This is a genomic window from Marinospirillum alkaliphilum DSM 21637, assembly GCF_900119735.1.
GTDB classification, from domain to species: Bacteria; Pseudomonadota; Gammaproteobacteria; order Pseudomonadales; family Halomonadaceae; genus Marinospirillum; species Marinospirillum alkaliphilum.
Window position 1 is genome coordinate 206,513 of sequence record NZ_FPJW01000006.1, and the last position, 12,638, is coordinate 219,150.

Genomic DNA, 12,638 nt, shown 5'->3' on the forward strand with positions numbered 1-12,638 from the left:
AGGATACCTTGTGCACCAGCTCCGGATGATCACTGATCACCAGGTGTTTCATTCGCCAGCATAAACCAGGTGTCGAGCACCGCATCCGGGTTCAGGGAAACAGAATCGATGCCCTGCTCCATCAGCCAGCGTGCCAGATCCGGGTGATCCGAAGGTCCCTGACCACAGATGCCAACGTACTTGCCTTGCTTCTTGCAAGCCTGAATCGCCATGAACAGCAGCTTCTTGATTGCCGGATTCCGTTCGTCAAACAGGTGCGCCACAATGCCGGAGTCGCGGTCCAGTCCCAGGGTGAGCTGGGTCAGGTCGTTGGAGCCAATGGAGAAACCATCAAAGTATTCCAGGAATTCTTCAGCCAGCAGGGCGTTGGCAGGCAACTCACACATCATGATGAGTTTCAGGCCGTTCTGGCCGCGCACCAGGCCGTTGGCTTCCAGCAGTTCGGAAACGCCCTTGGCTTCACCCACGGTGCGGACAAAAGGCACCATGATTTCAACGTTGTTGAGTCCCATCACATCGCGCACTTTTTTCAGGGCGCGGCATTCCAGTTCAAAACAGTCACGGAATTTCTGGGAAATGTAGCGGGATGCACCCCGGAAACCCAGCATCGGGTTTTCTTCAGCCGGTTCATACAGCTTGCCGCCGATCAGGTTTTCGTATTCGTTGGACTTGAAGTCAGACAGACGCACGATCACCCGCTTGGGCCAGAAGGCCGCCGCCAGGCTGGCAATGCCTTCCACCAGTTTTTCGACGTAAAAATCAACCGGATCAGCATAACCCATGGTGCGGGTACGAATGCTCTTCTGCAGGTCGGCTGGCAGGCTGTCAAATTCCAGCAAGGCCTTGGGGTGCACACCAATCATGCGATTGATGATGAATTCCAGACGGGCCAGGCCCACCCCTTCATTGGGCAGGGCAGCAAAACCAAAGGCACGATCCGGGTTGCCGATGTTCATCATGATCTTGAACGGCAGTTTCGGCATGGCATCAATGCTGTTGGTCAGCAGTTCGTAGTCCAGACGCCCTTCATAAATAAAACCTGTGTCACCTTCGGCGCAGGACACCGTCACCATCTGACCGTCGTCCAGCAATTCGGTGGCATCACCACAGCCTACTACGGCTGGAATACCCAGTTCACGGGCAATGATGGCGGCGTGACAGGTACGGCCACCACGGTTGGTGACAATCGCTGAAGCCTTTTTCATCACCGGTTCCCAGTCCGGGTCGGTCATGTCGGTGACCAGTACATCACCCACTTCCACCTTGTCCATTTCATGCGGGCCGCTCACGATGCGAACCTTACCGGCACCAATGCGCTGGCCGATGGCACGGCCTTCCACCAGGATTTCACCCTGCTCCTTGAGCAGGAAGCGTTCCATGATGTTGCTGGCATCACGACTTTTCACGGTTTCCGGACGAGCCTGCACGATGTACAACTGGCCGTCATCACCATCTTTGGCCCATTCAATGTCCATCGGGCGCTGGTAATGTTTTTCAATGATCATCGCCTGACGCGCCAGGTTCATGATTTCATCGTCACTCAACGAGAAACGCTGACGATCTGCTGCGCTGACTTCCACGGTACGCACGGATTTACCGGCTGCCGCTTCATCACCGTAAACCATCTTGATCAGTTTGCTGCCGAGGTTGCGACGCAAAACAGCGGGACGTCCGGCTTCCAGCGTGGGTTTGTGCACATAGAACTCATCCGGGTTAACCGCCCCCTGCACCACCGTCTCACCCAGGCCATAAGCACTGGTGATGAACACGGCATCACGGAAGCCGGATTCGGTGTCCAGGGTGAACATTACACCGGCAACACCGGTTTCGGAGCGAACCATCTTCTGAATACCGGCCGACAACGCCACCTGGGCATGATCAAAGCCCTGATGCACCCGGTAAGAAATGGCGCGGTCATTGAACAGCGAGGCAAACACCTCATGCACGGCCTGTTTAACCTGGACAAAGCCCTGAATATTGAGGAAGGTTTCCTGCTGGCCGGCAAAGGAGGCATCCGGCAGGTCTTCAGCGGTGGCAGAAGAACGCACCGCCACTTTCAGTCCCGGGTGGGCTTTTTCCAGTTGCTGGTAGGCTTCTGCCAGGGCTTTTTCAAGGGATGCCGGGAAAGGAGTATCAATGATCCAGCTGCGGATCTGTGCGCCGGTGGTGGCCAAAGCCTTCACATCATCAGCATCCAGGGCTGCCAGCGCCTGGTTGATGCGATCGGCCAGTCCATCATGAGCGAGGAACTCGCGGTAAGCCTGTGCTGTGGTGGCAAAACCACCGGGCACCTGTACACCGGCAGATGCCAGGTTGCTGATCATTTCACCCAGTGAGGCGTTCTTGCCGCCGACCCGCTCCACATCCTGCATACCTAGCTGGTCAAACCAGACAATGTATTCACCCGCCGCTGCTTTGCTCAAGACATGCCTCCGCTTCTGAATAGATCACGCATGGAATCGATCATGCATGGCGCTGGCAACCAAAAGCAGGCAAAATTGCCTGCAACGGGTGCAAGCCACTCATTTTTCAACAGATGATAACATGAATCAGCCGAACAGAAGGATCAAATGAAACGCACCGCCTTTTTCATCTCCGACGGTACCGGTATTACAGCGGAAGCCCTTGGCCGCAGCCTGCTGGCCCAGTTTGAAGGCATTCAGTTCGAGCTGATCACCAAACCCTACATCAACACCCCGGAAAAGGCTGAAGCCCTGGTGGAGCGCATCAACCAGACCGGCGAAAAGGATGGTGCCCGCCCGCTGCTGATCGACACCATTGTGGATCAGTCGATTCGTGCCATCATCAGCCGCAGTGAAGCCATGAACATTGATGTTTTCTCAACCTTCCTGGCACCACTGGAAGAGGAACTGAACACCCATTCCAGCTATTCAGTCGGCAAGACCCATGCACTGACCAAGGCCAAGGAAGACGTTTACAAGGCAAGGATTGATTCGGTTCATTACGCACTGGACAACGATGACGGTGCCCGCACCCATCATTATGATACCGCTGACATCATCCTGATCGGGGTCTCCCGCTGCGGCAAAACGCCGACCTGCATCTACATGGCACTGCAGTTTGGCATTCGTGCCGCCAACTACCCGATCACCGAAGACGACCTGCTGGACACCGAGCTGCCCAAGGCGCTGCGTCCTTATCGTCACAAGATTTTTGGCTTGACCATCGAGCCGGAGCGACTGGCGTCCATTCGTAATGAACGCCGCGCCAATAGCACCTATGCTTCATTGAAACAGTGTCAGAAAGAAGTGGAAGAAGTGGAAAACCTCTATCGGCGTCATCGCATCGACTTCATCGATTCGACCCACTACTCCATTGAAGAGATTTCCACCAGAATCATGGCTCAGGCTGGTATTGAGCGGCGTTTTTCACCTCGGTAAGGCTTCCTTTACTCAGGCCAGTACCCAACCGGCACTGATCAGGGTTTCGTGGTGTTCGAAGTATTTCGGGGGTTCGTGGCAATCACTGCGATTCAGCAGGATCAGCCCATCCTGTACATCAGCCAGCTCCAGATAGGCTTCAATGCCGTTGATATGTCGCAGGCGTATCTGTTGACCGGAAGCCACCGGGAAGAGTTGTTTTTCAAAGGCATGGCGGGTGGCCTGCTGTAACTCAACCGGCCAGGTGGCCAGTGTGGGGGTCAGGGGAAAACTGGGCTGATGAAAGCTGCTCATGTTTGGCATCTCCTGCTTTGTTTTTATCGTTCTTTGATGCTTTATAGCGACTGAGGTTCAAGGAGTCCCGCTGCAGCGCAACAACCAGGCAGTATAAATACAGCTTTATTGATCCAGGTCTATTTTGCTGGCCATTGCAGCTAATTCGTGACAATTCAGTAGCGTAATTAAACGCCCTTGATATAAGGCCAGCGCCTGAATGGGTGAAAAAAGACGTCGCTCATGCAGCAGTGGGGGCAGGATGGAAATGCAAGAGGCTGGCAGCTCCAACAGGTCAACTTCTCCTGCCAGTCCCAACAGCCAGTCGCCACCAGCACCGGTACCAATCTTGGCAGCAGATAGCTGTAACCACTCTTTGGGTTCAAGCGGTTTTTTGTCTGACTCGACCTCTGGCAACAAAGCGGAAAAAGGCACCAGCGGGAGGTTACGGCGATGCAGGCTACACAAGCCCCTGGCACGTACAAAAGAAGACTCCAGGCCAAACCAATGCTGCTGATGGCTGAACACCACCACTGCCAGGCTGCTGATCATCCCTTGCCTCTTAACCAGGCAGCAAAAATGGCATCCAGATCCAGCAGTGTCACGGCTAAACCGTCAAAGTCCAGCAAACCCGTCACATAGGGTCGCAGATGATCCGGCAGGCTTTCCGGGGCAGGTTGAATCTGGCTTTCCGGCACATCCACCACATCCAGCAATTGATCCACTCGCAGCCCGGAGTGCATGCCTGCACCCTGCCCCAGCAGGATGGAAGCCGTTGCTTTTTTGTCTGGCATCCCGGCAGCAGTGGAAAGCTGCAGCAGATCATGCAGGCGAATGACCGAAACGATATCGCCTCGAACATTCATGACCCCTTCCACAGAAGCAGGCATACCCGGTACCAGATGCACCGGTTCACTGCCTGGCAAGACTTCTTGCACACTGTGCCCGGCAAAAGCAAAGTGACGCTGCCCCAGGTCAAAAATCACCAGCTTGATCACCGGTTCATCAACGTCAACGATGTCCTGATCCTGTTGCTGGCGTTCTTCCAGCAATTGCTGCAACTGGCTATCAGTCATGGTTTAGATCCACCACCACACGATTACGGCCTTCCTTTTTCGCCTGGTAAAGCGCCCTGTCAGCTGCCATGCGCAGGTCTTCAGCGCGACGATAGCCTGGATAATGGCTGATACCGGCACTGAAAGTACACTTGAAGCGCTCGGAACCTGCAGTGAATACAATGCGGGAAAAATCTTCCCGCAAGTCATTCACCAGTTTTTCAGCCGTATCACGGGTAACATTCTTTAATAACAGGGCAAACTCTTCTCCACCGTAACGACCAATGACATCCGTGGTACGCAAGCGGTGTTTTAACACCCTGGCAAGCGCCAACAGCACCTGGTCTCCAGCCATATGGCCATGGGTGTCATTGACTTGCTTGAAATGATCCAGGTCCAGCATCACCACGGCCAGGGTTTCCTGCTGGCGGATGGCATGAGCCAGGGATGCATCCAGCATTTCTGTGGTGGTGGTGTGATTGAACAAGCCAGTCAGGCTGTCTTTGGCCATCAGGCTACGCAGGGTACGCATCCGTTCGGCACGCAAGGCAACAGCAGCGACCAACTCTTCAGGAATGACCGGTTTGGTAATAAAGCCTTCCACCCCGACCTGCATGGCAGAAAACTGCTTCTGGCGGTTGGTTTCACTGGAGAGGTAAACAATGGGTAAGCCCAGGTATTCCGGTAACTGGCGAATGATGGCTGCCAGTTCGACACCACTGCAAACCGGCATGTACATATCAGCCAGCACCAGATCCGGATTGAAGTTACGCAAGGCTTCCAGAATCAATCCCGGATTATGGATCTGATAGACCAGCATACCGGCTTCTTCCAGAATCAGGCTGTGGTATGCCGCCACTTCAGGTTCATCGTCAACAATCAGAATGCGGTAAGGCTCTTCGTGCTGATCACCGATCAGTTCATCCAGCGCCGAGGCAAGATCCAGTGGGCGCGCCGGTTTGGTGAAGTAGGCCTTGCAACCGGCCTGTACCGCACTCAGGCGGGCTTCAAAATCATCCCGACCCGACAACACCACAGCCGGTAGCTCACTACCCGTCAACTCTCGCAGCCTGGCCAGTGCTTCAGTCCCTGCGGTACGACCATGAGGAAAATGGACGTCCATCACTACTGCATCAGGGCGCTGCTGCAACACCGCATCGTGAAAATCTGCTGTTTCCGTGAAGTGTTCGACTCGGTAGCCAAAACAACGCAATTGATAACCCAGATGATCGACCTGATCCGGTTCATCATCACAGATATAAATCAGCGGACTTTGTACACCACTGCGCGGACGATCACCGTGGCCCATTTCAAAGAAGGGAGCATCGGCTGGGTGATCATTCTGCATATCGGTATAAATCAGGATTTGCACCTGAGATGCCAGTTGATGCAGCAGGTTTTCCAGGGTTTCAGGCCAGCCACCGGGTGTGCGATTGTCGGGCAGATCCAGTAATTGCTGGGCGTAATCTTCAGCCTCACCCGCAATCGCAGCCAACTCCACAAAACCAAATGAATTACCGGTGCCCTTTAAGCTGTGAAAAGCCCGGTGCAGATCAACAGCCAGCACCCGGTTCATTTCCGGGTCTGATTTAAGCAGTTTCACCTGCTGCTGTACTTCATCCAATCGCCCGGGCAACTGACTGATAAAACTCTCCCTTAAACGGGCGATTTTTTCTTGCAGCGAAGGTTTGTTAACGTTCATGGGTGAAAGCTTCCCCCGATCAAGGGTTTTCAGTTATATCCAGCCAGGACCTGAGCAATGGCTTGAGGTAAGGTTTCGTCCAGGCTGAAGTCTTTCATGATGCATGCATCCAGTGCCGGCTCCTGTGCACTTGCTACTGCTGGGTCATCGCCGGTCAGCAGGATAAAAGGCAGCTTTTTACCTTGCTCCCGCAACTCACGAAACAACTCCACACCACTGACCAACGGCATGTTCATGTCACTGACAATCAATTCGATACCTGGATGCTCATTTAACTGCTCCATCGCTGATACGGCATCCTCGGCCTGAATCACTTGATGCCCTTGGTCTTCCAGCACCGCAGCGGTCATTTCTCCGGCCAGGGCGTCATCATCAACAACCAGTATCAACATCTTGATCTCCTGATTTTCAGTATTCGGTGTTTAATCCAGCAGTACCCTGAGGGTATCCACCAGGCTGTTCTGGTCAAAGCTGCCTTTCACGATATAGGCATCGGCTCCAACCTCGATACCACGCCTGCGGTCACTCTCTTTTTCACGCGAGGTGATGATCACGATGGGACGATTGCTGTAACGCTCATCCTGTCGCAGGCGTGCAGTCAGGGTGAAACCATCCATCACCGGCATTTCAACATCAGTGAGCACCGCATCAAAATCATCAGCCAGCGCTTTATCAAGGCCATCCTGGCCGTTTTCGGCCAGCGTCACCTGATAACCCCAGGCTTCCAGCACATCCCGCTCAATTTCACGGGTATTCAACGAGTCATCAACCACGAGAATGCGGCGCTGCTTTTCGGTTTTCGCCGTTGTGGCGCTGACGGCAGATGGCTGACGCGAACGACGTGCCATGTCCATCAGGCAGGGAACGTGCAATAGACTCACCAGCCTATTGTGTCCGGTTGTAACCATGCCGGCAATCATTGGACGATCACGCAGGTGTTCTGGTAGCTGTTTAATCACCAGATCCCGTTCATCCAGCAGCTCATCAACCACCAGTGCCAGCTTTTCGTGATGCACGCGTGTCACCAGTAATAACAGATCTTTTTCAGTCCGCGGAAGCAACCGGCGTTCCTCGGGCAAAGCCGGTAAGCCAATCAGTTCTGCCAGATTAACCACCGGCACAAACTCATTGCGAATGATGACTGCATTACGGTCTGCCACGTTAATCAGTGCCGTTTCCGGCATGCTGATCAACTCAGCCACATACTGGGCGGTGAAACCAACCTGATGCCCGGCAGACTGCACCAGCAAGACTCGCATCATAGCCAGCGACAGCGGCAACCGCAGCACGAAACGACTGCCTTCACCCGGTGTGCTGTGCATGCTGATCACACCCTGCAGACCATCAACAATGGAGCGTTTTACCACATCCATGCCCACACCGCGGCCAGACAGCTCGGTGATCATGGCGCTGGTGGAGAAACCCGGAAGGAAAATCAGGTCCATGACTTCCTGATCACTCATGGTTTCCAGCTGCTCAGGTGTGACCAATTCTTTTTTTAATGCTTTGCTGCGAATCGCTTCCAGGGAGATACCGGCACCGTCATCACTGATTTCCAGCTCTACCCAGCCGCCATCCTGACGCGCAGAAAGGCTGACCAGTCCCTGAGAAGGCTTGCCTTTGGCCTGTCTTGCTTCCGGTGTTTCAATGCCATGATCCAGGGCATTACGCAACAGGTGAATCACCGGGTCTGCCAATTGATCAATCATCTGGCGATCCAGCTCAATTTCTGCCCCACGAATGCGGCATTCCACCTGTTTGCCCAGTGAACGAGCCAGGTCCCTGACCAGTCTGGAAGCAGGTTCAAACACAATATTCAGAGGCAGCATGCGCATTTGCAGCGCCTTGTCATGCAGCTCCTGCATCAAGTCTTCCTGGGCAATGACCGTTTCCCGCAGATTTCGGGTGAACTGGTGCCAGGCAGCCGGTAACTCGCCGCGCCCTTCCAGTTGTCCACGGCGATCCAGTTGTCGAGCAGTATCAACCAGTTCACGGAATCCCGCATGACTGGATACCACTTCACCCATCAACTTGATCAACTCTTCCAGTTTGGATAGGCGAATACGGACCGTATCCGAGGTGCGCAGCGCCGGGTTGCTTGCTTCCTGTACCACTTCTGGAGCCACAATAACCTCTGGCACTGAAGCAGACGCAGCCGGTTCAACTGAAAGCAGCTGCTGTTCTTCAGCCGCCGCTTTCAACGCCTGACAAAGCTGGCTATTGACTGGAGTCAAGGCCGCAGGATCGGGATTATTGGTGAGCTGCTCCACCAAATCAGTCAGCGCATCAACCCCCTGGTACAACAGACTGCATACCCCTGGGCTGGCACTGACTCGTTGTTCACGCAGCGCACTCAGCAGGTCTTCAAGGCTATGGGCGGTTTCAGTCACCGGCACCAGCTTCAGCATGCGTGAAGATCCCTTGATGGTATGCGCCGAGCGGAACAAACCATTAATCAGCTCCGCATCACCACCGCCCTGCTCCAGCGCTGCCAGGCCTTCCCCCATGTTACTGAGGTGGTCTCTGGCTTCTTCAATGAAGCGCTGTATGAATTTTCGGATATCCAGTGCCATGGTTATACGTCCTTACCACCTGGAGCTGATGAATGGCCAGCAAGCATTCCGGTTTCTTTCAGTTTCAGCAATTGTCGCTCCGCCAGAAACAAGGTGTCACCCGGTGGCAGCAAGCGGGGAATCCAGGCGCTACCATCACCAGCAGCCCGATCACTTGAGAGAATACGTCGCACCGCTTGATAAGCTCGCATGGCTGCAGCAGTGTTATCCATCTGACGATAAATTTCCGCCAGATTGTAATGAGCAGTCCAACATTCCGGGCAGGTGTAACTGGCCTTTTTAAACCACTCCAGGGCCTGTTCTTGCTGCAGCTGCCATTTACAGGACATGCCTTTCATTAACAAGGCATCCACCGACCAGGGATCCTGTTCCAGCACCAGGTTCAGCAATTGATCGGCTTCCGGAAAGGCCTTGCGACTGAGTAAGATCCAGCTTTTCAGCAGCAAGGCGGCACTGCGCTCGTAACTGGCGCTGAGTAAACGATCCAGTTGCTGCAAAGCCTTTTCATACTGCTCATCCAGCACCAGTTGTCGCACCTTCTGCAAGTCTGGCAAAGGTGGTGAAAAAACAGGTTTTGCTGTCACGGGCATTTCAGTCACAGTGGGTGCCTTGACCACCGGAGCAGCAACAACAGGCTGCTGTACTTCACGGCTGGCAGGACGCCAACTGACCGCCTGACTATTGACCGGGCGTAACACATCACCCTTGATGAAGTAATACTGCCCCTGCTCTTCCACCAGCTCAAACACCCCCAGATCATTACCCAGGGTTTCAGAGCTGCCCAGTAACAGGATGCCCTGAGGTTTCAGCAGATCAAAAAACTTGCGATGAATCAGCTTGCGAGTTTCAAGATCAAAATAGATCGATACATTTCTGAAGAAGATCAGATCATAGTTTCGCAACATTGCCGGAAAAACCGGTGCCAGCAGGTTCAGCTCATGGAAGTGCACCAGGCGACGGATGTCAGCCGAAAGCTGATAACCCCGCTCCACGGGCTGGAAATAACGATTGCGCAGGCTTTCTTCCACACCCCGAAAGGAAAAGGGTGAATAGATGCCCATGCGTGCCTTTTCCAGGATCTGTCGATCCAGATCACCGGCATCCACATGAAATAACTGACTGGCCCGCTCCCCAAACTTTTCTCGCAGTGCCATCACCAGGCTGTAGGGTTCTTCACCGGATGAACACCCGGCACTGAGAATGCGCAGGGGGCCATTACGCCCCGGCAAGGCCAGCAAGCGTGGCACCAATTCCCGAATGCACAGCTGAATCTGTTCCGGTTCACGGAAAAAATAGGTTTCGTTGACGGTCAGCAGGCTGATCAGCCGATCGAACTGCTCCGCATCCCGTCGAATCAGCTTTTCATAATCAACCAACCCGGTACATCCGGCCTGCTGAGCACTTTTCTGCAGGGCTTTGCGCAGGCGCTCTTCAGCGATCCCTTCCAGCAGCAGGCCACAGTGTTCATGAATCAGCTTTTTGAAGGATGCCAGTTCCTGACTCATGGCGTGCCTCGCTGCTGAGATGCCCGCCAACCCTCTGGCTTCAGATCAATGATGTGCTGCATCTCCATTGCCAGTTCAGCCAGGGGCAAAACCTTATCAACCACACCTGCATTCACGGCTTCCTGATTCATGCCATAAATCACCGAGCTGGCTTCATCCTGCGCCAGGGTGATTCCACCCTGCTGATGAATGGCGGCCATACCCTTGCTGCCATCACGCCCCATGCCGGTCATGATGATGCCGATGGCGTTTTTTCCATAGGCTTCTGCCACAGAGGTTAACAAGGCATCACAACTGGGACGATAGATGTCCTTTTCAGTACGTTTTGCCAGCACCACCCGGTGGGAACGGCTAATGGTCAAATGCTGCTCGGAGGGTGAAACATACACCTGCCCCGGCTGTAAAACCTCACCCTCTTCAGCCACTTTCACCGGCATCAGACACAAGGTGGACAACCAGTGCGCCATGCCTTCCACAAAACCATCACTCATGTGCTGGGCAATCAACACCGGAGCAGGAAAATGAGCGCCCAGTGCCGGTAACAAGCTGGCCAGTGCCTGCGGGCCGCCGGTTGATGAGGCAATGGCAAAGACCTGACGATAATTGGGCAGGGTTGCCAGCGGTTCCACGGGACGAATCACCGGGGTGACAAAATCAGCCATACGACGGCGCAGATGCGTGATCACCGGTACACCCGCCAGCAAACGCACCTTGGCAACAAATTCTGCTGCTTCTTCAGGGCTGTAATCGGGCTTGCTCATGACTTCCAGTGCCCCCAGACGCAAGGCTTCATAAGCCTTTTCAGCATCTGACTCACTGCTGACTACCAGAATGGGTACCGCCTTGGTATGCATGATTTCTTCGATTGCCTGCATGCCGGTCATGACGGGCATATTCAGGTCCATGGTGATCAGATCCGGGCGCAAGCTGGCTGCCAGGGTTACAGCTTCACTACCATTACACGCTTCACCAACCACCTCAATACCTGGCTCGTCCTCCAGAATGGCACGCAATAACCCACGTGCCATACCGCTATCATCAGTGATGAGTACACGAATCGTCTGGCGCGTCATCATCATTGCTGCTCTCCATCAACCCCATCCACCAGTTGGAAAGCACGAACCACCTCATCAAGGCGAGCAGCCATGTTGATCATTTCTTCACTGATCGCCGTGATATTCCGTACCGACTGGGCATTGTGGGCACTGGCATTGGCAATATCCCGCAGTGCAATCACCACCTGGCTGCTGGCGGTTTTCTGCTGTTTGGTCGACATCGAAATCTGCTGTGCTGCACTGCTGGTCTGACTGGCGGCACGCACCAGTGCACTCAGGTCTTCTGCCGTTGCTGAACTGACCTGCATGCCCGCCTGAATTGAGGACGATCCCTTCTCCGAAGTGATCACCAAGCGACTGATCGAGTCCTGGATTTCCTGAATCCGGTCTTCAATCTCGCGGGTGGAGTCGGTGACACTGTCGGCCAGACGGCGGATTTCACCGGCCACCACAGAAAAGCGTTTACCAGATTCACCGGCACTGGATGCTTCCAGTGCGGCGTTAAAGGCGATCAGCTTGGTCTGGTCCGCCAGGGTGTTGATCAGGTCCATCACCTTGCTGATCTGTCTGGATTTGGCACCCAGCTCCATGATCTCGTGCAGGCTCTGCTCGTTATCCCGGTGAATTTCCGTCATCTGCTGCTGCAACTGCTGCATGGCATCAGCACCCTTGCGACTGTTGTCCAGCGTCAGGTTGGCCACATCCACCACGGACTGGGAGTGGTCAGCAATCTGGGTGGAAGAAGCGGACAGCTCTTCCATGGTGGAGGTGATTTCCGCCACCGAAGAAGACATCTGCTCCACTGCAGCCGCCATCGACTGGCTGACTTCCTGCTGCAGGTTGTTGTTGCGATTGACCAGGCCAGCGGTATAAGCCAGCCGGTTGGCTGATTCGGTTAAACGGCCGGAACTGCGGAAGACTTCATGGATGGCCTTGGACAGGCGCTCCAGCAGGCTGTTGGTCTGGCGAGCCAGCTCACCCAGTTCAGCCTGATCATGGGTTTCCAGCCGCTGGGACAGATCCAGGGTTTCGGTGATATGACCCAGTTGCTGCTGAAAACGCACCAAAGGGCGA

11 protein-coding genes are annotated in these 12,638 nt (G+C 54.4%); 1 reads left to right on the plus strand and 10 read right to left on the minus strand.

The genetic code is table 11. The features are described from left to right. Nucleotides 1-29: 29 nt before the first annotated feature. Nucleotides 30-2,423: a phosphoenolpyruvate synthase gene (ppsA, locus tag BT114_RS09870; protein ID WP_281249031.1), complete on the minus strand. Its 2,394-nt coding sequence runs from the start codon at nt 2,421-2,423 to the stop codon at nt 30-32. Nucleotides 2,424-2,570: 147 nt separating this feature from the next. Here ppsA and ppsR point away from each other — a divergent pair, with 147 nt between their 5' ends. Then, entirely contained in the window at nt 2,571-3,401 is an 831-nt protein-coding gene (ppsR, locus tag BT114_RS09875) for a posphoenolpyruvate synthetase regulatory kinase/phosphorylase PpsR (RefSeq protein WP_072326275.1), read from the plus strand. A gap of 12 nt (nt 3,402-3,413) precedes the next feature. Here the strand turns inward: ppsR and BT114_RS09880 are convergent, their stop codons facing one another. The 9 genes from BT114_RS09880 to BT114_RS09920 form a co-directional block, all read right to left on the minus strand. Next, nucleotides 3,414-3,695: a hypothetical protein gene (locus BT114_RS09880; RefSeq protein ID WP_072326276.1), complete on the minus strand. Its 282-nt coding sequence runs from the start codon at nt 3,693-3,695 to the stop codon at nt 3,414-3,416. Nucleotides 3,696-3,800: 105 nt separating this feature from the next. Continuing rightward, nucleotides 3,801-4,226, minus strand: a complete 426-nt coding sequence (locus BT114_RS09885) for a hypothetical protein (protein ID WP_072326277.1) — start codon at nt 4,224-4,226, stop codon at nt 3,801-3,803. Further along, complete coding sequence (locus BT114_RS09890; RefSeq protein WP_072326278.1) at nt 4,223-4,750, minus strand: chemotaxis protein CheW; 528 nt, start codon at nt 4,748-4,750, stop codon at nt 4,223-4,225. Before BT114_RS09890 ends, BT114_RS09885 begins: the two co-directional genes overlap by 4 nt. Beyond that, complete coding sequence (locus BT114_RS09895) at nt 4,743-6,431, minus strand: diguanylate cyclase (protein ID WP_072326279.1); 1,689 nt, start codon at nt 6,429-6,431, stop codon at nt 4,743-4,745. The genes BT114_RS09890 and BT114_RS09895 overlap by 8 nt, the downstream gene beginning before the upstream one ends. Before the next feature lie 29 nt (nt 6,432-6,460). Then, the gene (locus tag BT114_RS09900; protein ID WP_072326280.1) at nt 6,461-6,823 is read right to left on the minus strand and encodes a response regulator; all 363 of its coding nucleotides are present in this window, start codon (nt 6,821-6,823) and stop codon (nt 6,461-6,463) included. A gap of 30 nt (nt 6,824-6,853) precedes the next feature. Then, the gene (locus BT114_RS09905) at nt 6,854-9,004 is read right to left on the minus strand and encodes a hybrid sensor histidine kinase/response regulator (RefSeq protein ID WP_072326281.1); all 2,151 of its coding nucleotides are present in this window, start codon (nt 9,002-9,004) and stop codon (nt 6,854-6,856) included. 2 nt (nt 9,005-9,006) lie between these two features. Continuing rightward, nucleotides 9,007-10,509 carry a CheR family methyltransferase gene (locus BT114_RS09910; RefSeq protein ID WP_072326282.1) on the minus strand — a complete coding sequence of 501 codons (1,503 nt, stop codon included), beginning with the start codon at nt 10,507-10,509 and terminating at the stop codon, nt 9,007-9,009. Continuing rightward, nucleotides 10,506-11,588 carry a chemotaxis-specific protein-glutamate methyltransferase CheB gene (cheB, locus tag BT114_RS09915; RefSeq protein ID WP_245770425.1) on the minus strand — a complete coding sequence of 361 codons (1,083 nt, stop codon included), beginning with the start codon at nt 11,586-11,588 and terminating at the stop codon, nt 10,506-10,508. The genes BT114_RS09910 and cheB overlap by 4 nt, the downstream gene beginning before the upstream one ends. Then, a partial coding sequence (locus tag BT114_RS09920; RefSeq protein ID WP_245770426.1) for a methyl-accepting chemotaxis protein occupies nt 11,585-12,638 on the minus strand: 1,054 nt, incomplete at its 5' end. The genes cheB and BT114_RS09920, both read right to left, overlap by 4 nt.